Source organism: Nostoc sp. DedQUE09, from assembly GCF_034530915.1.
Classification (GTDB): Bacteria; Cyanobacteriota; Cyanobacteriia; order Cyanobacteriales; family Nostocaceae; genus Nostoc.
The window spans coordinates 30,083-53,999 of sequence record NZ_JAVRCE010000056.1; the positions used below are offsets into that span (position 1 = coordinate 30,083).

Sequence of the window (23,917 nt, forward strand, 5' to 3'; positions counted from 1 at the left end):
CTCCGCGCCTCTTCGGTTAATTTATCCTAAAAAATAGAAAAATGTGCTTAGGAATCCCCGGACAAATTATAGAAATTACCAACGTTAACCATAAATTAGCCATAGTTAACATTGGTGGTGTTAAGCGCGAGGTAAATATTGCTTGTATCGTAGATGAACAACATTCCCCTGAAGCTTGTATTGGGGATTGGGTATTAGTACATGTTGGCTTTGCTATGAATCGAATTAACGAACAAGAAGCGGCAGAGACATTACAACTATTCCAAGAATTAGCAGCAGCACAAGCAGGGATTAGTACGTGAAGAAGGCAGTAGGTTTAAATCTAGATGAGGCTTCTCTAAAAGACGTTGCACAAACGCGGTTCGTTAAAAAACTTTCTACCACAAAAGCGAAATTAACAGATACATAAAACTCATTACACCTCACTTCCTATGAAATATGTTGACGAATTCCGCGAACCGGAAAAAGCTGAAGCCATACTCCGCGAAATCGCCAAATTATGTCGCCAGCTAGAAAAACCCATCAAAATCATGGAAGTATGCGGCGGACATACCCATTCCATATTTAAATACGGTATCGAAGAAATTTTACCCCAAACCATCGAACTAATTCATGGGCCTGGTTGCCCAGTATGCGTTATGCCAAAGGGGAGATTAGATGATGCGATCGCCATATCTCAAAATCATAACGTCATTTTTGCCACCTTTGGCGACGCCATGCGAGTTCCCGGTTCCAAAACCACTTTACTGCAAGCCAGGGCACAAGGTGCAGACATCCGTATGGTGTACTCTCCCCTAGACAGCCTGCAAATTGCCAGAGATAACCCCGACAAAGAAGTAGTCTTCTTCGCATTAGGCTTTGAAACCACAGCCCCCAGCACCGCCTTCACCATTCTGCAAGCAGCAGCCGAAAAAATTCATAACTTTAGTATGTTTTCCAATCACGTTCTCGTGATTCCCGCCCTCAAAGCACTATTAGATAATCCCGACTTACAACTAGATGGATTTGTTGGCCCTGGACATGTCAGCATGGTAATTGGCAGTGACCCATACCAATTTATTTCCCAACAATATAATAAGCCGATAGTCGTTTCAGGATTTGAACCCTTAGATATTCTCCAATCAATTTGGATGCTATTGCAACAACTAGTAGAAAATCGTTGTGAAGTTGAAAATCAATATAACCGAATTGTAGAAAAAACTGGGAACACAGTAGCACTACAAGCCATAAACAAAGTTTTCGCAGTGCGAGATAGTTTTGATTGGCGTGGCTTAGGTGACATCCCCTATTCAGGATTACAAATTCAACCTGAATATGCCCAATTTGATGCCGAACTTAAATTTACCATTCCTAATCTCAAAGTAGCCGACCATAAAGCTTGTAAATGTGGAGAAATTCTCAAAGGAGTCTTAAAACCTTGGGAGTGTAAAGTCTTCGGTACAGCTTGCACACCAGAAACACCAATCGGTACTTGCATGGTATCTTCCGAAGGCGCTTGTGCAGCCTATTACAAATATGGGCGACTCTCCACAATTGTCCAAAAACCAAAAATAACTCAAGAACCTCTCCCCGCCTGCGGCTTCTCCTCAGAATAATACTCAGCGTCCCTCTGCGCTTTCCTCGGCGTCCCTTTGCGTTAAAAAAAATTTTAATATGAATATTTTCCCCACAAACCCAATACAAAATCTCCTATTTCAGAAAATAGAAAAAGTCCGCCGTCGCCAAACTAAAGTGCAAGACACTCATATAACTCTCGCACATGGCAGCGGTGGTAAAGCCATGCGTGATTTAATCGACGATATCTTTATCAGCAATTTTGATAACCCAATTCTCTCACAACTAGAAGACCAAGCCAGCTTCAACTTAGCCCCTCTCCTACAACAAGGAGACAGACTTGCATTTACAACAGATTCTTATGTAGTAGACCCTTTATTTTTTCCCGGTAGTGATATAGGAGAATTAGCCATAAACGGCACAGTTAATGATTTAGCTGTCAGCGGTGCTAAACCTTTATACCTAACTTGTAGCGTAATTTTAGAAGAAGGATTACCCGTTGAAACCTTGCGCCGTGTTGTAGCCAGCATGAAAATAGCCGCAGAAAAAGCGAGTATTCAAATTGTCACTGGTGACACAAAAGTTGTACATCGTGGTGCAGTCGATAAACTCTTTATTAATACTGCTGGCATTGGTGTCATCCAGCGAGGAGTTAACATTTCTGCTCATAACATTAAACCTGGAGATGCAATAATAATTAATGGTGAAATAGGCAATCATGGGACAGCAATTTTAATTGCCCGTGGGGAATTAGCTTTAGAAACTAATATTGAAAGTGATTGTCAGCCCTTACATAGATTAGTAGAAAATATTCTCCGTGTATGTCCCCAAATTCATGCTATGCGAGATGCTACACGCGGTGGTTTAGCTACAGTCCTAAATGAATTCGCCCTCAGTTCGGATGTGGGAATTCGTCTTTTTGAAGAATCTATCCCAGTGCGTGAAGAAGTCAACGGAGTTTGCGAAATTCTCGGTTTAGACCCATTGTATTTAGCTAATGAAGGTAAGTTAGTTGTGGTGGTTCCAAAAAAGAATGCTGAAAATGTTTTATCAGCTATGAAATCCCACCCAGCAGGCAAAGATGCTTGTATTATTGGCGAAGTTATTACTTCACCTCCAGGTATCGTATTATTAAAAACAGCTTTTGGTGCTGAAAGGATTGTTGATATGTTAGTAGGCGACCAATTGCCACGAATTTGTTAATCTTTAATAAATTTATAATATGCACGAATTTGGAATTACCCAAAATATTGTGGCAATTGTGACTGAACACGCCAAAGGCGCAAAAGTGCAGCGAGTTTTATTAGAAATTGGCAAACTTTCAGCCATTATGCCTGATGCTATCCGATTTTGTTTTGATATTTGCACTCAAGGCACAGTTTTAGAAGGGGCGACATTAGAAATTTTAGAAATTCCCGGTTTAGCAAAATGTCGCCAATGCGGTGCAGAAGTTAATTTGGATAAACCGTTCGGAATCTGTAACTGTGGTAGCGTGGAATTAGATTTAATTACTGGCGAAGAACTTAAAATTAAAGAAATAGAAATAGAGGAATTATGTGTGTAACTTGTGGTTGTTCTGATGATGGCAAAACTAAAATTACCAATCTAGAAACAGGTGAAGCTGAACATCACCACCATCATCATACTCATACTTTACCAGATGGTACTGCGATCGCTCACTCCCACAGTCATGACACTCATATAGAAGCACCTGAAATTCATGCCAAAATACACAACACAACAATATCTTTAGAACAGGATATATTAGCAAAAAATAACCTAATAGCTGCCCAAAATCGGGGATGGTTTAAAGGTCGTAATATTCTCGCTTTAAATTTAATGAGTTCTCCCGGTGCTGGAAAAACAACTCTTTTAACGCGAACTATCAATGATTTAAAACATCAATTATCTATTAGTGTCATTGAAGGCGACCAAGAAACTGCTAACGATGCCAAAAAAATTAAAGAAACAGGTTCTAAAGTCATCCAAATCAATACCGGAACAGGCTGTCATTTAGATGCATCAATGATAGACAGGGGTTTACAACAACTGAATCCGCCACTAAATTCAGTTGTGATGATTGAAAATGTCGGAAATTTGGTTTGTCCTGCCTTATTTGATTTAGGAGAACAGGCAAAAGTCGTAATTCTCTCAGTCACGGAGGGAGAAGATAAGCCACTAAAATACCCGCATATATTCCGTGCTAGTGATATCATGATTCTCACCAAAATTGATTTACTACCTTATGTAGATTTTGATGTTCAAAAGTGCATAGCTTATGCTAAACAAATAAATCCCCAAATTCAGATTTTTCAGGTTTCTGCAACTACTGGTGCTGGGTTAGAAAATTGGTATGCGTGGCTAATTGAAAAGTTAAAAACTTGTCAACATTAATCTCTTACCGCTTGACGAATATCTAATTCTTTTTAAGGAACAGCAAAGATTAGAAGATATTAGAGACTTCTATTCCAGTATTCTAGTCCTGTAATAATAGCTTCTTCTAGCCACTCATTGAAGCGCTTCACCAAGTTATCTTCTTCATCTGCATAAGAAAATTGGAATGGTGATTCTGTTAAAGGTTGAATATCACTAATATTGCGATCGCCTTCTTCTGTATCATCCCTGTGATAAGCACATACAGAACATACAAGTAAGCCTAAATACTCCTGCCCTAGAACATGAAATGAAAGCAAAATAACTGTAGGTGTCTCTACTCTAATAATCAATTGTACCCAACTGTGATAGCTTCGGAGATTAGCAAAGTAACCTTGCTGTTTTGCTGTCTCCACAATTTGATAGCGATGATAATATGAACGCTCATCCCCTGCTGAAGCTGATACTGTAAAAACTTGAGCATCTCGTACTAAATTTTGTACAGATAGCTTGATTTCTTCAGAAATATTTTGCAAACGATTGGATGCTATATTAAATAAATTTTCGGCAAATCTCTCAGCTTCTTTACATCGTTCTTGAATTGATGCTAACTGACGCTGTTTAAGTTTATCAGTAACAGATGCGAGAATAGTACGAGTCTGCCTTGTCTCTGACAGGATTTGCTCTGACAAACCAAGACTGCGAATAAATGACTGTTTCTGACTTTTAGCAAACAAATTAATCAAGCCAGACAATTCACCTTGATCCGCTTGTTCTAAAGATGTAATATAAGCTGAACGATCATCACGCGTAAGTACAAGAGGGAACCATCTAGCTTGAATAAAAACCAGGCTAGCAAGACAACGAGCAACTCGCCCATTTCCATCTTGAAACGGATGAATTTGAGTAAATCGATGGTGCAGCCATGCAGCTTCTACTTCTGGTGCAACTTGGTTTTCTTGATGCTGATGATGCCATTGAATGAGATTATCCATTTCAGATGCTACCTGTTCCGGTGGACAGTATTCATAAATGGAACCATCTGCTCTCAATGGATTATTAGGCTGCTTCTTCCAATCACCTCGGATTAGAGGAATACTAATAATTTGTCCTGTAGATGGAACTAAAGCTTCTGTATTAGTCTGATTTCTAGTAAGCAGCTGATGCAGTTCCTTTACATAAAACGGCGTAAGAGAACGTTGACCACCTACAAAATCAAATAATCCCTCAATAGCCATTTCTTGATCCTGAATCAAGGCTATAACTTGCTTAATAGGTCGGTCTGTAACTCCATGTGGAATTAGTGCCTCATTGATACCCTGCTCAATAAGTAATCGGGTAATACCTTGAGGAATTGTGTAAAGTCGCTCTATAATTCCGGTTTCAATTGCTATTTCCCGGCGCATCTTTTCCATAAAAACTTTGAATGCACCAGAGTTACGAAGACGGTCAGCTTGTTCATTCCAGACAGTAACTAATGGTGGTAGCTCTGAACTAGCCAAATTTTGCCAATCTTGCGGTAAATTATCTATAGGTTGCCAGCGCATACACTCTGAGTTATCTGAAATAAAAAGAAAAGACAGACAATATTGTAACTCTTCTAAAATTGCAACACCCTGCACTTTAGAAGTACAGGGTGTAGTAAGGATGAATCAGCTATATTTTGTAGGATTCCTAGTGTGTGCCTATTTACCTCAAAGCCAATCTCGATAAGCTGATATTTCATTTACGCTGATTTCAAACGGCGTTCCTTTGCCGAATGGCGGATAAACGCGGATTTTACCATTGCTAGCAAACCGCTCTAACCTATTACCCAACTGGGGAATATTGCTGACGATATGCCAGTAAGATACTAAGTCAGGGCAGTCAATAATTAATGTGAGGATAGTAGCATTTGTTGTCAGATACCATTGACAATTAGATAACAGTACTCGCGTAATGCGATCGCAAGCTAGATAAAAGCATCTGCCAGTAGATTGTTCTAGCTCCATTTGCAGCATTCCATCCTGTTTCGTTACCTCAGTGGGAGGTAAATCATCGGGAGGAAGCAGGTATAGTTTAGAAGACATAATTTCGCACCTCTTGGTTGTAGCGCGTCAAACTCTCTAGGTTTTTTTGCAAATCCGCAGACGAGGGTTTGAGTGCTAGCGTACCTAAATTTAATTCGTCCTGAAATTTCTTGATTTTGTCTCGACAAGTCTCCACATCACCGATAATTGAGTTCTCAATCAAATAATCTTCATCGAAACAAATATTTGTGCGGTCGAATGGTTTTTGGTTGGGATTCGAATTATTCTGCAATAATTCAGCCGAATTAGCTTTCATTTTTTGGCTAAATTTGCGAACGAAAGGTAACGCTTCACTCACCGCCTCGTCAAATGTTTTGCCAATAAAAAAGAAGCGTGCCAGCACTAATTTTTCCGCACCACTAGAATTTAAGGCTCGATATTTGGTAACAGTATCCTTCAATCTTTCTAAAGAAAATGGCGGCCCACCCATCAAGCTGAAGGAATGTTTAGCAGCAAGCTCGATACCGTCATCACCCCCAGTGGCAACATACACTGGTATTTGACTTTGCAATGGTTTTGGGTAAATCGTTAAGCGATCGCATTGATAATATCGCCCATTAAATGATACATCAGTTTCATATAAGAGCTTTTGAATCAGTGCGATCGCCTCTAGCATCTTGGGACGGGATTCACTTGGGAGTGTCGCAAAATGCTTGTTTTGTTGAGGAAAGGGGCCGCCTTTGGCAACTCCAAATAATAATCGTCCATTACACAGGTTATCCAAAGTGGCAATATCTTCCGCCACCCTAATGGGGTTATGGAATGGCAGCAACACCGCCGCAGTGCCTAATTGGATAGTTGAAGTCAATCCCGCCAAGTGTGCCATTAACACTAACATGGACGGGCTGAGATTAGATTCACTAAAATGGTGTTCACTCACCCACGCTTCCTCAAAACCTAAGCTTTCTGCCTGTTTTACCAGTGCAACTTGCTCAAAGATGGCACGACGAGCATCTTGGTGAAAATTATCGTAATTGCAGAAAATTCCAGTTTTCATTACTTGCGTTGATACTTTATATTCACCGTAGGTGCTGATTATTCTAGTGGTCGATAGGTTTGTAGTAAGCACTTTAGTGCTTAAATATTTGAGGAATAAAGTCCTCTCTACAAAAGCATTTACCCCTCTCAATTAATGCGATGAATCACTAAGTTGCAACCCACTGCAACTCCAACCATAGGCGTGGGTTGTTCTCTTTGACCTTCGACATCGGATCGCGCAACAATCGCTTGGCATTCATACAAACAACCTGGATTAAACCCATGTTGTCTGCCACTTCTCTGAGTATTTCTTTTTGAGCTTGCACACAGGAAATCATTTCGTCAGAGCAATAAATTCCTATATATTGCAAACGTCTAGCAGGTCGTCCCCAAAAACAGGTGATGACTTTCACATAACACCCATCCAGCAATTCTCCAACTTGCGGGTAGTAATGGTTGACGACTCTTGTGAATTCTTTGGCTAAGATATCTTCAGCAATCATTGGAACTGATATTTCTGTAGCGTCCATCACGCTATTTAATATAACATAATTTTATCAATTAAATATGACAAAATAGCTGATTAAGCTTAAATAAAAGCTTAAATATTACATAAAAAAAGAGGTGTGCCTCATTTGGCATCACCTCAAATTTGCGTAAAGCATCTTTATATTCTAGGAAATATCAAAGTAATACCAAGTGCGAATCGAATGATGCCTCCGGCACGCCAAAGGCGAACGCAGCTATACAGACAAAACCTACCTGCATGAATTTCAAATTTATTGAATCAGCACAGATGGACGAAAGTTTGTGTAGCAACAATTTCTAATTTTCAGGTATATTTGCTCTGATATTGAAAATTATGAATTCAAATAGAATGCGTTTAACTAGCATCTCTCAACATTGAATTCTAACTATTGAATTATTAATTGTTATTAGCGAGCATTGCGTTCACAAACTAAGACTTCTGCTATGATATCCGGTACATTTACAAAGTCCGTAAATCCTTCAGAACCCCGGATTGGTGAAATAAATGTATAGTTTGGATCGCACGCTCCAGTGTCATATACTTGAATAAACCACCTATCAGGGAATCCTTCTATACCTAGTTCCACAGTGTACCAACTCTCGCCAATCAGGCGAGAGCTAAAGATTGTGAACCACTCTCTGTTCTCTTCTGAAATATTCCAGTCTGCCATGAGCAGTTCTAAAGCTATTTGTCCCGCATCCGTTGAAGTCAACAACATTTTTACTCCTTATTTGCAACTTCAGGATTTGCAACTTCAGTATTGGGAACTTCCGGGTATAAACCTAATTCTTTAGCTAGTTCACGCGCCACAAAAAATAAAAATTTTGCACCATCTTGATTGCCTTCATGGGCAAACATAGTAGCTACTTGTAACATTGTTTCTACTAAACCGGAATCAATCAATTCGGGCTTAGATTCCAAAATCTCTGGTTCTTGACCATTAGGACATCTAAGTAACTCATCAATCAGATTAAAATACAAGCTTTGGCGTTGTTCTTGGTCTGTCATGGTAATTTTCTTGATTTTAGTAAATTGTGAATAAGTTACTGTTCGATACTTTGGTGCCACAGTCTTTCCAACATTTCAACTTGTTCTCTTAAAACAGCAGCACGATGAACTAGATATCTGTCGTAAAAAAGAATCCCTAACCCAACACAAATCGGGGTTAACAAGAAGAACCATTGCAGGATAGTGGCAAATTTATATTGTTCAGCAACAGCAAGCATTTGATGAACCACATTACGATCGGAGGATTGAATGCTAGTCTGAGGGGAATGTGTACCCTCTGTCTGGGGAGCCAAGGCGGGAGTATCTGTAGTTGTGTTGTTAACTTCGTAAGCTAAATTCTGAGATTTTACTAATTCCAGATGTCGCTCCCAAATTATGCCAAATACTACTAGTCCTGGTGAAAGCATTACTAAAGTAACGACGCAAACTGTAAAAATATTTAAAAGTTTAGCTTTCATCTTGGCTCTCCCTTGCTAGGTAGTATGCACCCAGTAAGAAAATATCTTTTGCTGTTTATCTAAAGTAGTTATATAATTTCTACCTCTCAAACAGTTTTGATATTAAAATATGTGTAATCGGTAATTTTTACAATCATTAGTTGCCAGTTATTTTTCTCGTCACTACTGACTACCGACTAATAAAAAGTTACCACCCTTTTTGCAAAACATAGGATTATTCAGTCAGAAAAAACGCACTTGATTCGGGAATCTGGTTTCATCCTACTCTCAAAAGGGAGATTAAGAAGTCCCCCCTAGTTCACTAAGCTTTCGCTCAGGAATGTTGGGGGGTAGAGGGGAATCTCTGCGTAAATCCTATACGATTTATATCAGCCGCTCTCCACCAAACAGTTTACCCCAGCCCTGTTAAGATTATTAAATTGATTAGAATAGTACTCACAGCCTATAATCCCTACCTGATAAGTCTTATAAAAATTCATTGGGGTATGGGTGCTAGTGTTTTTTGGATGGGGTTCTAGTATTTTCGAGGTGGGGTTCTGGGGTTTTTGCACTCAATCTCAAAGCAATGTAGGCAATGGTTAAAGACTGTTTTAGATGCAATTTTGAACTGATAAAATCTGCACTCAGAAGAAAATATTAATATCTTGTGATAAAGATAGACTAACAAGTGAGGAAAAGCAATTAATTATTTTGAAAATCTAATTTATTTTCAAAATAAATGGAAAACAATGAAAAAAGTTATTCATATATACAGAAATAAAACAGTAATCTTAACTGAAGAGATAATAATCAGCAATCTCAAATGGTAAAATAGAAGGGTGGTAAGCTAGCCGTCTGTTGAAGTCGCAATCAATGGGGACATCTAATAAAAGTTCTTTCTAAACTTTAATGTTTTGTGGTTTAGTTAAAATATATAGGATATGGATTTATTGGCATTAAACGGCAAAATAAATACATCAAAGCTTATTGTTATAAGTAAATACTCTGTACTAATATTTAGGATTTTAGGGGTTAAATAATGCGGATTGCTCAAGACGTAACAGAACTGATTGGACGAACTCCTTTAGTTCAACTGAACAAAATTCCTCAAGCTGAGGGAGTAGTTGCAAGAATAGTTGTTAAATTAGAAGGCATGAATCCAGCGGCTTCGGTGAAAGACCGCATTGGGTTAAGTATGGTACTCTCAGCAGAAGCCACTGGCTCAATTTATCCAGGAAAAACCATTTTAGTTGAGCCTACTTCTGGTAATACAGGAATTGCTCTAGCAATGGTAGCAGCTGCGCGTGGCTATCGGTTAATTTTAACGATGCCAGAGACTATGAGCCAAGAACGACGGGCTATGCTTAGGGCTTATGGTGCATCTTTGGAGTTGACACCAGGAACTGAGGGAATGCGGGGAGCAATTCGCAAAGCCGAAGAAATTGTGGCTAATACTCCCAATGCTTTTATGTTGCAACAGTTCCGCAACCCTGCTAACCCCAAAGTTCACCAAGAAACCACCGCTGAAGAAATTTGGACAGATACAGACGGGGAAGTAGATATCGTCATTGCTGGGGTAGGTACTGGTGGAACGATTACTGGGATTGCAGAAGTACTCAAACAGCGCAAGCCGACTTTTAAAGCGATCGCAGTTGAACCTAGCAATAGCCCAGTCCTCTCTGGGGGTGAAGCCGGGCCACATAAAATTCAAGGTATTGGCGCCGGATTTATCCCAGATGTCCTTCGTTTAGAATTGGTTGATGAAGTAATTCGAGTCAGCGATGAACAAGCGATCGCTTATGGGCGCCGTTTGGCAAAAGAAGAAGGCTTATTGTCTGGAATATCCTCTGGTGCAGCTTTGTGCGCTGCAATTCAAGTCGGTAAACGTCCAGAAAATGCCGGACGTTTAATTGTGATGATTCAGCCTTCCTTTGGCGAACGTTATCTCAGCACACCCATGTTTCAAGATTTGTCTTTAGAAACTGCTGGCGTGCGTTAAGCAAATAGGGGGACAAGAGAACAACAAATCATCTCTGTCCTTCTCATTTGGCTCTTATATAAATTAATACAACTTACTTTTGGAAGTGCGATCGCATCCCATATTACGTTATTAGTGCTTTTAACTCTTCGGCACTCCCACAACTGCGTAAATATTGCTACGCTCATTCCCCTTAAAAACAGTGGGATTATTGTGCGGAATTTGCTTATGTCGGGTTGCCCCTATTACAGGTCTTACAGTTCGTGCCTACCCAAATATAGATATAGTGCTTCTAGGTTGAGTGCAATACAGACCTCACAAAAACAGCCCTTACCCTGACAAAAAGATTTATTTTATCGAAACTCTTGCTGTCTCCGTGGGTAAAGATTAACATATCTGTGGACAGAAGCAATATCTCGTTCAATCAACCATAACAATAGTGAAAACCTTGTGCTGTCTATTTTAAATCTTGTTTAGCACCAGTTAACCTTATCTGCATATAGTGACTTAAGACCATTACCTGCTAGGTTATAAATCAGTACAGACTATACTATAGAAAATTTAGTCAAAATTCTTTACAGCTTTAAAATCAGAGGTATCAATGATTATAACTAATTTTAGCAAACAAAGAAATGAATTTAAGGAATCTAAAGTACTCAAAGCGAAACCACATTGGCAAGGGCAAAATTTGAGCGATGCTGCTGTCAAAGGTAAAGATACCAAGATGCGAGATCCTGCACCTGATAGTTTGATTTTGAATAACTTAAATCGTGGTCGAGTTGCGATTTTTATTGATGGCTTAAGCCTGTTCCATACAGCCTTACAACTCGGCATAGAAATTGACTACGTTAAATTGCTTTGTCATTTAACTAGCGGTTCCAGACTATTGCGTGCTTTCTTCTATACTGGGGTTGATATCAGTAATGAAAAGCAACAGGGTTTTCTCTTATGGATGCGTCGCAATGGCTATCGCGTAGTGGCAAAGGAACTCGTTGTACCAACAGAGAATTTCAAAAAATCAAATCTGAACGTAGAAATTGCTGTAGATATGATAACTTTAGCTCCCTACTATGATACAGCGGTTTTAGTCAGTGGCGATGGAGATTTAGCTTATGCTGTGAACGCTGTCAGCAGAATGGGGGTTCGGGTGGAAGTAGTCAGTTTGCAAACAACGACTAGTGAAAGTTTGATTGATGTTGCTGACTGCTTCATTGATCTAGATAGTATTAAAACACACATTCAAAAAGATTCTAATCTTGGCTATAGTTATCGCACGTCGTCAAATTCAAACCTCTAATGAAGAGACGGAGAGTGGGAGACATGGGGACGCAGTGTCAAGATATCCCTGTGTTCCCGTGTCCCCGCTCTGCCAATTTTGCTCGACCCTATATTTCAGATGGATATTTTAATAGTTGAAGATGAACCAGAAATTGCTCGTTTAATCGAACTCTCTTTAGAAAAGGAAGGATTTTTTTGTCGCACTAGCCGCGATGGACTAAATGCTTTGCGGATGTTTCAAGAGCAACCACCGGATTTAATCATTTTAGATTTAATGATTCCTGGTTTGGATGGATTGGAAGTTTGTGCCCGAATTCGCCAGAAACCAGGTACAAAAGATCCTTATATTTTAATGCTCACAGCTAAGGGTGAAGAAATCGATCGCGTCATTGGTTTATCTACTGGTGCTGATGATTATATGGTCAAACCCTTTAGCCCCAGAGAGTTGGTAGCTAGGGTGCGGGCACTATTACGGCGTAGCCTCCGCCAAGGGGGACAACATCAAGTCAATCGTACCCAACACTTTATTGTCGATGTAGACCAGCGCACTGCCAGTCGCCAGATGAATTTTCAAGAAGTTGAAATTTTGGACTTAACTACTCTAGAATTTAACTTGCTAACCACTTTTGTCAGTAACCCTGGTCGAGTTTGGAACCGCACTCAACTAATTGATAAACTTTGGGGAGATAATTTTTTTGGCGATGAACGAGTTGTAGATACTCATGTAGCTCGGTTGCGAAAAAAGATTGAACCCGATCCGGCAAATCCAACTTTTATAAAAACTGTTGTTGGCGTGGGCTATAAATTTGAAGATCCTCTGGTAGCGTAAATGTTATGAAGATGGGGCTGAGAGGGCGCCTATTTTTCTCCCATTTAGTAGTAATGATCGTGGGGGTAGCTAGTCTGGTGAGCATCAGTAAAATCTCTTCTCCCCGCTTATTTGTCTTGCATTTGGAAGGATTAGAAAATCAGGGGTTCAACTTAATCGATGTCCGTGCTGAATTGGTTACAGGATTTGAACTTGCTTGGCAGCGCAGCACTATTTGGTCAGTCTTAGTCGGTAGTACCGCCGCCGGAGGATTGAGTTACTGGGTGTCCAGACGGATTATGCAGCGATTGACCGAGATGGAACAAATCACCCAAAAATTTGCTGCTGGTCAAATGGATGCACGACTACCTGTGTCTGACATTCCAGAACTCAGTGGACTTAGTGCTAGTTTCAACCGAATGGCTGCTAGTTTAGAAGGGGTAGAAGCGCGGCGGCGAGAAGTAATTGGAGACATGACCCATGAACTACGTACACCATTAACTGTGGTGCGCGGTTATTTGGAAGAACTGGCTGATGGGGAAATTGAAGCGTCTCCTGAAATCTATCGGCGTTTAGCTAAAGAAACTAGGCGCTTAGAGCGGTTGGTGAACGATTTACAAGAACTATCTAAGGCAGAAGCAGGTTATCTACCAATTAATATCCAAAGGGTAAATTTGCGTCCATTGTTAGAGTCATTAGTGGAGAAATTTACCGACCAACTATTGGAAGATGGGCCAGTTATGCTCTTGCAATGTCCATCTGTGCTACCTCCTGTATTGGCAGATATTGACCGCACGGAACAGGTATTAGTTAATCTGCTAGGTAATGCAGTTCGTTATACTAACGAAGGTTCAATTACTATTGCTGTTGAGACTGAAGCATCTCAACTCTGCATTGCGGTTAGTGATACAGGCATTGGTATCGCTCCAGAAAATTTGCCTCATGTGTTTGAGCGTTTCTGGCGAACTGACCAATCGCGCGATCGCCATTCGGGAGGCACTGGTATTGGCTTAACTATTTCCCGTCGTTTGATTGAATTACAAGGCGGTCAAATTCAAGTAGAAAGCGAATTGGGAGTTGGCAGTACGTTTCGGTTTTTTCTGCCTTTGGCTTGAGTTGAGCTAAAAAACTTTGAGTCTGAGGGATTGACACAAGGTAGTCATGGCTGTGTCATACCCAATTGCTAATTTGAAAGTATCCAAAATTCTAGCTTGTTGATGAATGCCAGGATTTTAGAAATGCATAGAGTGTAACATTATGTCTACTTTTATTTTGGCTGCTTTTTTGGTTAGTTTACTTAGTGCTTCGGGTTATGCTGCGATCGCCTACTTGTTCCCTCAAAATCGTTCCCAAGATTGACCAATCAAAATAATTCGTAATTCGTAGTTAAAAATTGAATTACAAACTTGTCCTGAGCTTGTCCTGAGCGTAGTCGTTGGCGCAGCGTCTCGTAGAGAATTATTAGTAATTAGTTAATTTCCTTTCGCAATAATTCTGGAATTTGAGAAGGGCGTTCTGCTACTGTCACTTCTGCTTCTTTTAAAGCAGCTAATTTACTTTGGGCTGTACCAAAGTTCGGATCGCGGCCGATAACTGTTGCTAAAGTCCCGGTTTGACGCCAACTTTTTCCTGGTGGTGCAAGTCTTCCTGCAATGTAGGCAATTACTGGTTTATCAATTGCCTCAGCAATATAACGCGCGGCTGCTTCTTCACTACCACCGCCAGGTTGACCGACTAAAACGATTGCTTCTGTGGTTTCATCTTCATCGAGAATTTGCAGCCATTGCAAAAACGAGGAACCAACGATCGCATCACTACCAATACTGACACTAATCGACTGCCCTAAACCTGCTTTTGTTAGTTCATAGGCGATTTCATAGGTGAGGGTGCTGCTACGACTAACGATACCCACTCTTCCAGGGGTATAAAATTCGCTGGGTTGAGTCCCTAAGAGAATTTTTCCCGGTACGATGATCCCCGGACTATTTGGCCCGATTACCAAAGTTTCACAAGCTTCGGCTTTGCGGAGTAACTGCACCATATCCAAAGGCGGCACACCAGCAGTAATAATAATGATCTGGCGAATATTAGATGCGATCGCTTCTAATGCCGCATCTAACACGTCGTAAGGATCTACACAAATAATCGTCGTGTCAATAGCCCCAAATTGTTCTGTTACTTCCTCTACTAAATCAAATACTGGCAGTCCATGCAATTCCTGCCCGCCGCATCCAGGATTAACACCAGCTACTAAATTCGTGCCATAAGCTTTCATTTGAGCGACATGAGTGCTTGATATAAATTCACAAAAGCCTTGAATTAAAACTTTACTTTCTGGCGTTAGGTTCATAAAAAATTACCGTAAATTTGGCAACCCAGCGCCTTAAAACACTGGGCATAAAAACGACACATTTACAGTGTCGTATTGATTCAATTTTTACTGAAATTCCAAAAATTAGTCTGGAAGCTGAGTGCTTCAAAAGTGAGAAAACGCGCCTCTAGATAGGAATATCCAGTTTGAATGTATTAAGCTAAAAAACATCTAATTTGCATAATCGAATTAAATATAACTCTTGTGGGGTGGGCATCTTGCCCGCCCAGCTTATGCAATTAAAATGTGGAACAGCTTATAGAATTTAGTTCCAGAAAGCAAAGCTGTACTTAATTTGAGCATTAAATTAAACAATTTATACCAGACGGTAAAAACTAATAATTTTTGATTTTTCGATTGGAACAAAATGACATTCACTATCTTTTATTAACCGTTGGTTTAGCAAGGAGAACTGCTGCTGCCACTGCCTCATCTAAATTTTCTACCACAACAAGCGCATCGGTGTGGGTTTTTAGTGTCGTCAAATATTTTCTCGCAGTGTTAAATTCGGAACCCGCAAGACGGACAACTAAGGATGGAAAATTAAGCTGTCGCCGTTTACTACCATTAGAACGTACAACCTGTGATTGAAGTTCGCTGTCGTCTTGCTGCACTACTCTAGCTATAACTTCAGCCACTTCCTCAGTTTGTGGAATGCTACCCAGAAAGTTAATTAGTATTACTTGAATGCTTTTATCAGCCTCTAGCATTTTCAAACCTGTTTCTAGGCGATCGCGGAAGGTAGTTGGTGTAGTATCTGTAAGGAAAGCATGACGTAAATTCAAACAAACACCTGGATTGCCACCAGCATTCGCAACTAGATCTAAAGTTGCCATCACTGAACCAGTACCATTGCCTAAAATACCGATTTTTCCATGCATTTGCACACCATCCCAGTCGCCCAAAATACCATTAATTTCAGTAGTGGTATGACGACTGATAATTTTTGCTGCCATCTCGGCAAGATCCGGATGACGCTTGATCGACCGTTCGTTGACCCTGACTTTACCATTAAGAGCCATAACTTGACTAGTAGTACTGACTGCCAAGGGATTAATTTCGACTAAATCCAGGTCTTTTTGGACAAATAAGTGGTACATCTTCTCCACAACGCTGCTTACTGACTGCATCAGCGTCCCTTGCAAACCCATTTTCAAAGCCAATCGTCGCGCATAAAATGGCGAAAATTCTTGTTCCACAACAACGTAGTGCATTCTTTCCCCGGCTGATTCCCAATCGATGTCTGCTTCTTTGCAACCTAAAAGTACCGGTCGGCAGACAGCTGTATCTAAAACTACTGCTAGATAAAATTCTTGGTTGGCGTCGTATCTAGATTCTGCCAGTACAACTTCCGGCAATTCGCCCCATATTGGTAAACTAAAGATATTTTGAGCTGCTGCGATCGCATCGATAGTCGTTTGGGCAAACCTGACTCCACCCGCTTTTGCCCGTTCTGCTCCGTGGACTTGAGATTTCAGTACAATTGGAAAGCGAATTTTTAACCGTTTTAAATCTGTAGGATGGTCAATTCGTTGTGAAGGCAATACCGGAATGCCTATCTTCGCAAACCATTCTTTAACTTGGTACTCTAATAAATCCATTGATACACCTTATATTGACACTTTCCAAGATTTTGGTTATTCCTGTCTTGATATTTTGCAGCACCTTTATTGCAGAATTAACCTTTTTGCAGCTATAAAAAATTATTTTTCACGGATCAATTTTATCGAATTGAGCAAATGAAGCATATTAATTTTGATAGTTAACTTGTTTGTGGCAGAGCCACAACACATAATTAATCTCCTCAGCAAGTTTCCCAGCATAGAAGATAACTAGCTTTTTTGTCAAAGCCCTCTGACATAGCATCTTTTTCTTAACCTTTAGATAATTTGGCAAAAATTGCTTTGCAAGTAGAATTTCGCAAAGCAGCAGCTTTTGTGAATTTAATTATCGCAAAGTAATGCAGTGAAAATACTCAAACCTTCTATTATTCCCATTTTTTATTTGTAATTTATATCCGAGGACAGATTATTTAATTTTGCATCTAGCGATGTAAAAATGTATCGTTACGAACAATATTTTCTTTTTTAATTTTTGGTGAAAAGTCAGAATTTGTGTTAGAAAGTTGGTCGTTCAGATTCTCAGGCTGTGGTTGGCTAAATTGTGCATTTGCATTCAACAAACCTAAAAAGTTCATTTTATCCCCTTAAAGATAATCAAAACAATATAGAAGTTCAGCGGGAAAGCTCTATGAAAGTAGCAGTCCAGCAGGAAGATTTACAGCTTTTAGCCAAAACTTTGCAAGAACAATTACTTGTAGAAGTCTCAACGGCTGAAGTCTTCGAGGTTAAGTGCGTCGTCAATAAAGGCGAGCTAATGATTTTAACGCAACACGCGTCAGATGTAATCGTTGACGCTCACCTAATTTTTGCAGTCATTGAGGAGGTACTTCAGTCTTTAGCACCCCATAAAGAGCAGCGGGTGCAATGTTTCCTCAGAGTTTTTGGCGAACAACTTCCTTATACTAAGTGTTTCTTGGCGTTGAAGCCGACGGAGGGATGGGTAGCAGAGGGAGATGAGGAAGCACAAGAAGATGAGGAAGTAATATCCCCCTCATCATCTCTGACATATTCTTTATCAATCAATGAGAGTGAAGAAGAAGAACTCTTTGACCCGTTTGCAGATGTGTCGAATTTGTCGGCTTCAAAGCCAGGATTCCAGGTCAAACCTATCCTCCTGGGTGCAGTGTTGATGGGAATTATCGTTTTAGGTGGTGGTGCTTACTTATTGACTCGCCCTTGTGTGATGTCTGAGTGTCAAGAAATACAAAACGCCAAGCAATTAAAAACAAAATCTCCGCAACTGATGCGCCGCGCTAAGTCTGAAAAAGAATTAGTTGCTGTACAACAGCAACTTGCAGCAGCCAGCACAGACCTGAATGTAATTCCTAGTTGGTCGCCTCGTTACCAGCTGTCACAGGAACTAAAAGCAAGTTTGTCTGGACGAGCAGAAAAAATCAATCAGGTGGTCAAAGCTTTGCAGACGGCATCTTTGGCGACACAAAAAGTTCAAACTCCAGCATCTAGCTTAGAGGAATTACAAACCAGGCAACACTTATGGCGACAGGCTATAGCGCCACTAGAAAGTATAAGTTCGAGTAGTGAACTCTATGGGCTGGTGCAGGGTAAATTACTGAATTATCGTGTTCGTTTGCACGCTGTAAATCAACAGATATTTATTGAGGAAAAATGGCTGAAAAAACTAACAGCGGCAAAAGGTGTAGCCGTTGCAGCCGAGAAACGGGAAGCTACTGCTAAATCCTTAAATGATTGGCAAAAGGCGCAGTCTACTTGGCTGGTAGTAATTAATACCTTGAATACTATTCCCCGAAATAGCGTTGGATACCAAGAAGCCCAAAAGTTGTTGGTAGACTATAAGCCTAAATTAGTATTAGTACGCGATCGCGCTACTAAAGAACAATTAGCTGTTAAAACCTACCAACAGGCCTTTAGCACTGCCAAGCAAGCCAAAGTTTATGAACAACAAAACCAATGGCAAGCAGCGGCGATATATTGGGAGCAGGCTTTGCAAACGGTTAAAAAAGTTCCCCAAGATAGCTTGTACTACACTCAGGCTCAGTCTCTCATTGAACCCTATTCAGTTGCACTCAAACAAGCACAAGAAAAACTACAAGTTGTTAGTAGTTTGCAACAAACTCGCACTGACTTGGATAAGACCTGTACTAATGGAATTCAGATTTGCACCTTTAGCACGGACAATGCAGAAATTATTGTCAGACTAACCCCTGAGTATGACCAAATAAGGCAAAATAACTTGGCCAATCCTTATTCTAAGAATTCGGATACTGCTGTTGATGTTACCAATCACTTGCAAATCTTACGCGAAGCCTTAGCCGTAATTGGTGAAAATGCCAATCTATCCCTTTTTCTTTATGATTCCCAAGGTCAGGTAATTTATACGCGGACTTTAGGCGGGTAAGTAGTATCCCCAGTGAAGTATAAAGGATGAATTGTACATTAACTAATTATTTGTCAATTTAACAAAATATTGTCACAGCATTTCAAATAGGTAAAACCCTGACATAGTAAGGATTATGTCAGGTTTTTTCTTATTTAAGGATGTACAACATTTTTCAAAGCGGGCGATGGGACTCGAACCCACGACGTTCACCATGGGAAGGTGACATTCTACCACTGAATTACACCCGCAGATTGCTAACATAAACTTAGTAGTAAAATAAAATATACCACTATTTGTAGCTGTTTTCAATTACCTAGAACATACACCACTTTAGCAAATACTGATGTATGAGTATACGGCTGTTCAGATTGGAAAATCTTTTTAGCTAGCTGATGACGGCACTTACTACTATATTTAACTAAAGAACAATGTCCTCGCCTCGCTCCGTGAAGCGAACCTCTTTAATATTCCATTGAGAATTGCTCGTTAGGGTTTTGCGGAGACTGCCAAACAGAGCAAACTGTTCACAACTAGAAAGAGAAGTTATTTGCCGCTTCGACTCAGGAGATATGCGTAAATCAACTGTAGCAATGCCATTTTTAATGTTGACACGATACCCAGACAAACTAAAGTCGCTTGTATCTCGTTTTTCTAAGATTTTACTCACTACATTTGTCACTGGTTCTTCAGCTGGTACTGAAACCTTTTCTGGAATTAATTTTTGACACTGAGTATCACTTGTATATAGTGTTACGCTAGTTGTTTTGGCAGTAGCAACCTTAGAAGTTGGTGAGGAAGGCGTATTTTCCTTAGAAGATTCTTGATTAGGAGATTTTTCTCTCAACTGAGCTACGCTAGGAATTTGGCTGGGAGACTGAGAAGGTAGGCTATTGGTTGGTGCTGGTGCTGTGGTAGGGTATGACGTTGCACTGTCAATATTACCTGCGGTCGGGTTAGAGCTACAACTACCGAGGCTCAAAACCATTGTCACAAAAATAGGGGGTAAAAAATATCTCTTGATTGTGTTCATAAATTTTGCTTATAAATGATGTTGTTATCGATTTCAGTGTCTTTGGTATCAATTCCGTATAAATTCGTGAATATTGAGCCAGTCTATAAAGTGTCAACCCGAAATCTTTTAAAGTCAAATTTTATACTATTTACCAAAACTACAACATCTTCTATTCAAGGAGCGATGTATGACGACAAGCCGCTTTGTGTCTACGTCAATTCCAAAAAGCTTGACTAAAACAAGTAGGGATACAGTAAACCAGAGAATTGCTGCAACCAGTAGCACTGCATCTACGCCTGCGGCTTGTGCTAAATAAATTTGGCAAGAGTAAAATCAACTCCTTGTACAGTATGGGTAAGTTGTCCTGCCTTAGAAAAACTTGTGCTTTTAGATTACTGATCCAAAGCAAATTACTAGTTTTCACTACTTTTTTGCTTAGTCAATTGCTGTACTAATAATTGTACTCCCAAAGCCAATAAACCAATTGCCACTATACCAAAAATCCCGCTACCTAAAGCAACTACACCAACAACCAGAGTGCGGACAGCAGAAGAAATCTTCACCACCAATGGATTGATTGAATGGATCGGTTTACTAGCAAAATTTGTCGCGATCGCAATCATCAGCGAATACGCTGCAAATCCCATTCCTCCGGAAATCACCGCCCCAGTAAAACAGCGTAACGGGCTAGCTGTCACCGATTCTTTAGCATCTGTTTGCGGCGTTAGATTTTGGTCATTCATAATATTTTAGATTTTAGACTTCGTTGTGAGCGCTCAGTTGAACGATTTTAGATTTTGGATTGGAGCGTTAGGAACAATTCTTAGTTTCAGCTAATCGTTATTAAAATTGCATCTTTGCATTTTTTTAGTGATTTGAACTATGCAACTTTAAAGCTCATCAGCTTATTCCCCATACTCCATTAACGATAAAGATTTATTTAAATTGACGATGCCACCTGAATACCATGTGTAATTGTCCGAGTCACAAACAATTCTAAGTCTTCATCAACAATTGCTTCCTTGACTTGCCGCAAAACTAGTTCTGCCTGCTGTTGTGACTCAAAAAGAGCAAATACCGTTGGACCAGAACCAGACATCATTGTTCCTAAAACGCCTTCCTGATTAGCAAATACTTCTCGCAACCGCAAGACTTGCGGATAGGCTGGCAATACCACGCGCTCTAAATCATTATGCAATTTTTGGGCAATTTCTCTCGTATTTTTATCCAGAATAGATTTTACTATTGCTCCTGAATGAACTGCATTAGCACGCGCTGCCAAGTTGCCGCTATCTCTAATATAAGAATTACCAAACTGGTGTCGATAGGTTTTGTATGCCCAAGGGGTGGAAACTTCCAGACTGCGGTATTTCCCCAATACTATATATATGTTATCTAAACTCGGCAGAGGAGAAAGTTGCTCACCCCTACCTGTTGCGATCGCAGTTCCACCCGCTACACAGAATGGGACATCTGAACCGAGTGTACCTCCCAACTCCTCTAATTCTGACTGAGTTAGCCCCAACTTCCACAGTAAATCTATCCCCACCAACACAGCTGCTGCATTCGTCGAACCTCCAGCCAATCCAGCAGCTACAGGAATCTGCTTGTTGACGGTAATCTCAACACCCCCATATTTAGCAAAGGCTTCGGGAAATTGCCTTACCATTAATTCTGCTGCTCGGTATGCCAGATTACTTTTATCTGTCGGTACTTGTGGGTGGTTGCAATGAACCCGAATGGTATCAGTGCTAATGGAACGCACATCAATTTGGTCTGCAAGCCCGATACTTTGAAGTATCATGGCTAACTCGTGATAACCATCAGGGCGATCGCCAATGATTTCCAGATATAAGTTGATTTTAGCAGGGGCAATTAGACTGTAAGAACGCATTTTATGGAGTGGGGAATGGAAAATGGGGAATGGGGAATAAAGAAAGGGGAATGGAAAAAACTTACCTTGTTCCCTACTCCCTACTCCCTACTCCCAATTCATTTGCTAAAATTACCCATTGCTGAACGCTGAGGTCTTCGGCTCTGGCTTGGGGATTTATTTTTAATTGTTCCAGTAAGTGGCTCAAGCGATCGCGTTCTATAACAGATTGCAAATTATTTCGTAACATTTTGCGCTTGGCACCAAATCCCAACTTTAAAAAATTCTCTAATTGTCGGGGATTAAGTGCTGGTATTTCTATTTTTCGGGGACGCAATCGCACCACTGCTGAATCGACTTTTGGCGGTGGATGGAATGCGGCCGCTGGGACTGTGCAGATTAACTCACACTCAGCCAAATACTGTACCCGTACACTCAATGCCCCAAAAGCTTTTGAGCCTGATTTAGCATAGAACCTTTCTGCTACTTCTTTTTGTACTAGCAACACTATTGAGTCAAATGGTTCGGGGTTAGGGTTGGCGATCGTACCCAGTAGTTTCTCAATGATTGGTCCTGTAATGTTGTAGGGAATATTGGCTACTACCTTATTCGGTTTTAGGAAATTGGGAAAGGCTGCCAGATAAGATGGTAAATCTAGAGTCAGAAAATCGCCTTGTAAAAGTAAAAAATTTTCAGTCTTACCAAGCTGCTTTGATAACAGTTGGCATAAGTCGCGGTCTATTTCAACTGCAACTAAAGATTGCACTAAGGGTAATAAACGACGAGTCAGAATGCCAGTTCCAGGGCCAATTTCCAGAACGCGATCGCCTTTGTGGGAGCGAGCGCTTTCTGTACACTCTGCTGCTTTAATAATTGCGTCGAGTGCCTTTTCACTTTTGAGCCAATGTTGAGCAAAGACCTTACGCGGTCGGATCATCTGTATTTCTTGCCTAGTCTATTTTTTAGCTTTTTCTCAAAAATTCATTATAAATTTTGAAGCCCCTTTTCAGTGTTAGACTCACTGTAACGCCTATCTTCTCTTTCAAACCCTCCACGAACGTAGTGATGGCGATCGGGTTAATGTCCATATAATAAACGTTACCTGTAGGATGGAGTCTTAAACCGCAAGCTCCACAACAACTATATATATATCGTTCGTTCGAGCATTTGGATTCAGGACAAATCGCTCTAGCAAGACTACCTCGTGCCTTTTTCTATAATCATTAACTATAATCACTCAACCTGCATCAGATCCCATTTAGAGACAAGCAATATTCATTATTCACACAGTCAGGTTTAGCCGCTTCGTTCTCGTCTTCCTTTTGTTGCTTAACCCATTAACCTGAAAGCAAGTCCAGTCAAGCGATTTGCCCTTTTAGAAAAAAAATAAATTTACCCCTTGACAAACTAGGGGATGACTAGTTACTCTAGTTAAGTGGAAAGGCAAAAGAAGCCAACCACCGCTGAACCTGAAAAACATAATACTTTGAAAGCTTAAGAAAAAACCAATCCTCGTCAAAAGATTTTATTTTTGGGATTCCCCAAAAAGTTAATCGAAATTATAGATAGGATTCCGGGAAATATTTTTTTCGGAGCCACAAACTCGAAACACAACAAAACGGAGAGTTTGATCCTGGCTCAGGATGAACGCTGGCGGTATGCTTAACA

23 protein-coding genes, 1 tRNA gene and 1 pseudogene are annotated in these 23,917 nt (G+C 40.3%); 10 read left to right on the forward strand and 15 right to left on the reverse strand.

Annotated features, from left to right (window positions below):
* Positions 1 to 41 precede the first annotated feature (41 nt).
* From RMY27_RS26970 to hypB, 5 genes are all read left to right on the forward strand, one after another.
* Positions 42 to 302, forward strand: a complete 261-nt coding sequence (locus RMY27_RS26970; protein ID WP_322667932.1) for a HypC/HybG/HupF family hydrogenase formation chaperone — start codon at positions 42 to 44, stop codon at positions 300 to 302.
* A 129-nt stretch (positions 303 to 431) separates the two neighbouring features.
* The gene (gene hypD, locus RMY27_RS26975; RefSeq protein WP_322667933.1) at positions 432 to 1,595 is read left to right on the forward strand and encodes a hydrogenase formation protein HypD; all 1,164 of its coding nucleotides are present in this window, start codon (positions 432 to 434) and stop codon (positions 1,593 to 1,595) included.
* 58 nt (positions 1,596 to 1,653) lie between these two features.
* Positions 1,654 to 2,757 carry a hydrogenase expression/formation protein HypE gene (gene hypE / locus RMY27_RS26980; protein ID WP_322667934.1) on the forward strand — a complete coding sequence of 368 codons (1,104 nt, stop codon included), beginning with the start codon at positions 1,654 to 1,656 and terminating at the stop codon, positions 2,755 to 2,757.
* A 19-nt stretch (positions 2,758 to 2,776) separates the two neighbouring features.
* Entirely contained in the window at positions 2,777 to 3,118 is a 342-nt protein-coding gene (hypA, locus tag RMY27_RS26985) for a hydrogenase maturation nickel metallochaperone HypA (protein WP_322667935.1), read from the forward strand.
* Positions 3,109 to 3,948 carry a hydrogenase nickel incorporation protein HypB gene (gene hypB, locus RMY27_RS26990; protein ID WP_322667936.1) on the forward strand — a complete coding sequence of 280 codons (840 nt, stop codon included), beginning with the start codon at positions 3,109 to 3,111 and terminating at the stop codon, positions 3,946 to 3,948. Before hypA ends, hypB begins: the two co-directional genes overlap by 10 nt.
* Positions 3,949 to 4,007: 59 nt before the next feature.
* Here hypB and RMY27_RS26995 read toward each other — a convergent pair whose 3' ends face one another.
* The 7 genes from RMY27_RS26995 to RMY27_RS27025 form a co-directional block, all read right to left on the reverse strand.
* Positions 4,008 to 5,474 carry a Fic family protein gene (locus tag RMY27_RS26995; protein ID WP_322667937.1) on the reverse strand — a complete coding sequence of 489 codons (1,467 nt, stop codon included), beginning with the start codon at positions 5,472 to 5,474 and terminating at the stop codon, positions 4,008 to 4,010.
* Positions 5,475 to 5,621: 147 nt separating this feature from the next.
* Entirely contained in the window at positions 5,622 to 5,996 is a 375-nt protein-coding gene (locus RMY27_RS27000; protein WP_322667938.1) for a hypothetical protein, read from the reverse strand.
* Positions 5,986 to 6,993 carry an LLM class flavin-dependent oxidoreductase gene (locus RMY27_RS27005; RefSeq protein WP_322667939.1) on the reverse strand — a complete coding sequence of 336 codons (1,008 nt, stop codon included), beginning with the start codon at positions 6,991 to 6,993 and terminating at the stop codon, positions 5,986 to 5,988. The genes RMY27_RS27000 and RMY27_RS27005 overlap by 11 nt, the downstream gene beginning before the upstream one ends.
* Positions 6,994 to 7,141: 148 nt before the next feature.
* The gene (locus tag RMY27_RS27010; protein WP_069068421.1) at positions 7,142 to 7,504 is read right to left on the reverse strand and encodes a hypothetical protein; all 363 of its coding nucleotides are present in this window, start codon (positions 7,502 to 7,504) and stop codon (positions 7,142 to 7,144) included.
* 405 nt (positions 7,505 to 7,909) lie between these two features.
* Positions 7,910 to 8,221, reverse strand: a complete 312-nt coding sequence (locus RMY27_RS27015; RefSeq protein WP_292753940.1) for a hypothetical protein — start codon at positions 8,219 to 8,221, stop codon at positions 7,910 to 7,912.
* Positions 8,222 to 8,223: 2 nt separating this feature from the next.
* Positions 8,224 to 8,511, reverse strand: coding sequence for a hypothetical protein (locus RMY27_RS27020; protein ID WP_322667940.1), 288 nt, complete (start codon positions 8,509 to 8,511; stop codon positions 8,224 to 8,226).
* A gap of 35 nt (positions 8,512 to 8,546) precedes the next feature.
* Positions 8,547 to 8,969 carry a hypothetical protein gene (locus RMY27_RS27025; RefSeq protein ID WP_322667941.1) on the reverse strand — a complete coding sequence of 141 codons (423 nt, stop codon included), beginning with the start codon at positions 8,967 to 8,969 and terminating at the stop codon, positions 8,547 to 8,549.
* A gap of 1,018 nt (positions 8,970 to 9,987) precedes the next feature.
* Here RMY27_RS27025 and cysK point away from each other — a divergent pair.
* The 4 genes from cysK (at position 9,988) to RMY27_RS27045 (ending at position 14,127) form a co-directional block, all read left to right on the forward strand.
* On the forward strand, positions 9,988 to 10,947 hold the full coding sequence (gene cysK, locus RMY27_RS27030) for a cysteine synthase A (RefSeq protein WP_322667942.1): 960 nt from the start codon (positions 9,988 to 9,990) through the stop codon (positions 10,945 to 10,947).
* A gap of 580 nt (positions 10,948 to 11,527) precedes the next feature.
* Positions 11,528 to 12,223, forward strand: coding sequence for an NYN domain-containing protein (locus RMY27_RS27035; protein ID WP_322667943.1), 696 nt, complete (start codon positions 11,528 to 11,530; stop codon positions 12,221 to 12,223).
* Between the two features lie 99 nt (positions 12,224 to 12,322).
* Positions 12,323 to 13,033 (forward strand): response regulator transcription factor, encoded by a 711-nt coding sequence (locus RMY27_RS27040; protein ID WP_322667944.1) that lies wholly within the window; start codon positions 12,323 to 12,325, stop codon positions 13,031 to 13,033.
* Positions 13,034 to 13,038: 5 nt separating this feature from the next.
* Positions 13,039 to 14,127 carry a HAMP domain-containing sensor histidine kinase gene (locus RMY27_RS27045; RefSeq protein ID WP_322667945.1) on the forward strand — a complete coding sequence of 363 codons (1,089 nt, stop codon included), beginning with the start codon at positions 13,039 to 13,041 and terminating at the stop codon, positions 14,125 to 14,127.
* Positions 14,128 to 14,480: 353 nt separating this feature from the next.
* On the opposite strand, the gene RMY27_RS27050 is transcribed toward RMY27_RS27045, so the two are convergent.
* Positions 14,481 to 15,362: a CoA-binding protein gene (locus RMY27_RS27050; protein WP_322667946.1), complete on the reverse strand. Its 882-nt coding sequence runs from the start codon at positions 15,360 to 15,362 to the stop codon at positions 14,481 to 14,483.
* Between the two features lie 398 nt (positions 15,363 to 15,760).
* Positions 15,761 to 16,984, reverse strand: coding sequence for a succinate--CoA ligase subunit beta (locus RMY27_RS27055; RefSeq protein ID WP_322667947.1), 1,224 nt, complete (start codon positions 16,982 to 16,984; stop codon positions 15,761 to 15,763).
* 649 nt (positions 16,985 to 17,633) lie between these two features.
* On the opposite strand from RMY27_RS27055, the gene RMY27_RS27060 reads away from it, so the two are divergent.
* Positions 17,634 to 19,382: a hypothetical protein gene (locus RMY27_RS27060; RefSeq protein WP_322667948.1), complete on the forward strand. Its 1,749-nt coding sequence runs from the start codon at positions 17,634 to 17,636 to the stop codon at positions 19,380 to 19,382.
* 158 nt (positions 19,383 to 19,540) lie between these two features.
* Here RMY27_RS27060 and RMY27_RS27065 read toward each other — a convergent pair.
* The 6 genes and pseudogenes from RMY27_RS27065 to rsmA form a co-directional block, all read right to left on the reverse strand.
* A tRNA-Gly gene (locus RMY27_RS27065) sits at positions 19,541 to 19,612 on the reverse strand.
* Positions 19,613 to 19,782: 170 nt separating this feature from the next.
* Positions 19,783 to 20,394 (reverse strand): sporulation/spore germination protein, encoded by a 612-nt coding sequence (locus RMY27_RS27070; RefSeq protein WP_322667949.1) that lies wholly within the window; start codon positions 20,392 to 20,394, stop codon positions 19,783 to 19,785.
* A 243-nt stretch (positions 20,395 to 20,637) separates the two neighbouring features.
* Positions 20,638 to 20,734, reverse strand: a pseudogene (locus RMY27_RS35625) (indole-3-glycerol-phosphate synthase TrpC); the annotation flags it as partial.
* A 55-nt stretch (positions 20,735 to 20,789) separates the two neighbouring features.
* Positions 20,790 to 21,119: a DUF3082 domain-containing protein gene (locus RMY27_RS27075; RefSeq protein ID WP_292739837.1), complete on the reverse strand. Its 330-nt coding sequence runs from the start codon at positions 21,117 to 21,119 to the stop codon at positions 20,790 to 20,792.
* Positions 21,120 to 21,316: 197 nt separating this feature from the next.
* On the reverse strand, positions 21,317 to 22,270 hold the full coding sequence (gene ispE / locus RMY27_RS27080) for a 4-(cytidine 5'-diphospho)-2-C-methyl-D-erythritol kinase (RefSeq protein ID WP_322667950.1): 954 nt from the start codon (positions 22,268 to 22,270) through the stop codon (positions 21,317 to 21,319).
* Between the two features lie 73 nt (positions 22,271 to 22,343).
* Positions 22,344 to 23,186, reverse strand: a complete 843-nt coding sequence (gene rsmA / locus RMY27_RS27085) for a 16S rRNA (adenine(1518)-N(6)/adenine(1519)-N(6))-dimethyltransferase RsmA (RefSeq protein WP_322667951.1) — start codon at positions 23,184 to 23,186, stop codon at positions 22,344 to 22,346.
* Positions 23,187 to 23,917 lie beyond the last annotated feature (731 nt).

Bases quoted from the DNA above. Each gene is read 5' to 3' on its own strand.
- RMY27_RS26970 (WP_322667932.1), top strand. From the start codon at position 42: ATGTGCTTAGGAATCCCCGGACAAATTATAGAAATTACCAACGTTAAC.
- hypD (WP_322667933.1), top strand. From the start codon at position 432: ATGAAATATGTTGACGAATTCCGCGAACCGGAAAAAGCTGAAGCCATA.
- hypE (WP_322667934.1), top strand. From the start codon at position 1,654: ATGAATATTTTCCCCACAAACCCAATACAAAATCTCCTATTTCAGAAA.
- hypA (WP_322667935.1), top strand. From the start codon at position 2,777: ATGCACGAATTTGGAATTACCCAAAATATTGTGGCAATTGTGACTGAA.
- hypB (WP_322667936.1), top strand. From the start codon at position 3,109: ATGTGTGTAACTTGTGGTTGTTCTGATGATGGCAAAACTAAAATTACC.
- RMY27_RS26995 (WP_322667937.1), bottom strand. From the start codon at position 5,474: ATGCGCTGGCAACCTATAGATAATTTACCGCAAGATTGGCAAAATTTG.
- RMY27_RS27000 (WP_322667938.1), bottom strand. From the start codon at position 5,996: ATGTCTTCTAAACTATACCTGCTTCCTCCCGATGATTTACCTCCCACT.
- RMY27_RS27005 (WP_322667939.1), bottom strand. From the start codon at position 6,993: ATGAAAACTGGAATTTTCTGCAATTACGATAATTTTCACCAAGATGCT.
- RMY27_RS27010 (WP_069068421.1), bottom strand. From the start codon at position 7,504: ATGGACGCTACAGAAATATCAGTTCCAATGATTGCTGAAGATATCTTA.
- RMY27_RS27015 (WP_292753940.1), bottom strand. From the start codon at position 8,221: ATGTTGTTGACTTCAACGGATGCGGGACAAATAGCTTTAGAACTGCTC.
- RMY27_RS27020 (WP_322667940.1), bottom strand. From the start codon at position 8,511: ATGACAGACCAAGAACAACGCCAAAGCTTGTATTTTAATCTGATTGAT.
- RMY27_RS27025 (WP_322667941.1), bottom strand. From the start codon at position 8,969: ATGAAAGCTAAACTTTTAAATATTTTTACAGTTTGCGTCGTTACTTTA.
- cysK (WP_322667942.1), top strand. From the start codon at position 9,988: ATGCGGATTGCTCAAGACGTAACAGAACTGATTGGACGAACTCCTTTA.
- RMY27_RS27035 (WP_322667943.1), top strand. From the start codon at position 11,528: ATGATTATAACTAATTTTAGCAAACAAAGAAATGAATTTAAGGAATCT.
- RMY27_RS27040 (WP_322667944.1), top strand. From the start codon at position 12,323: ATGGATATTTTAATAGTTGAAGATGAACCAGAAATTGCTCGTTTAATC.
- RMY27_RS27045 (WP_322667945.1), top strand. From the start codon at position 13,039: ATGAAGATGGGGCTGAGAGGGCGCCTATTTTTCTCCCATTTAGTAGTA.
- RMY27_RS27050 (WP_322667946.1), bottom strand. From the start codon at position 15,362: ATGAACCTAACGCCAGAAAGTAAAGTTTTAATTCAAGGCTTTTGTGAA.
- RMY27_RS27055 (WP_322667947.1), bottom strand. From the start codon at position 16,984: ATGGATTTATTAGAGTACCAAGTTAAAGAATGGTTTGCGAAGATAGGC.
- RMY27_RS27060 (WP_322667948.1), top strand. From the start codon at position 17,634: ATGAAAGTAGCAGTCCAGCAGGAAGATTTACAGCTTTTAGCCAAAACT.
- RMY27_RS27070 (WP_322667949.1), bottom strand. From the start codon at position 20,394: ATGAACACAATCAAGAGATATTTTTTACCCCCTATTTTTGTGACAATG.
- RMY27_RS27075 (WP_292739837.1), bottom strand. From the start codon at position 21,119: ATGAATGACCAAAATCTAACGCCGCAAACAGATGCTAAAGAATCGGTG.
- ispE (WP_322667950.1), bottom strand. From the start codon at position 22,270: ATGCGTTCTTACAGTCTAATTGCCCCTGCTAAAATCAACTTATATCTG.
- rsmA (WP_322667951.1), bottom strand. From the start codon at position 23,186: ATGATCCGACCGCGTAAGGTCTTTGCTCAACATTGGCTCAAAAGTGAA.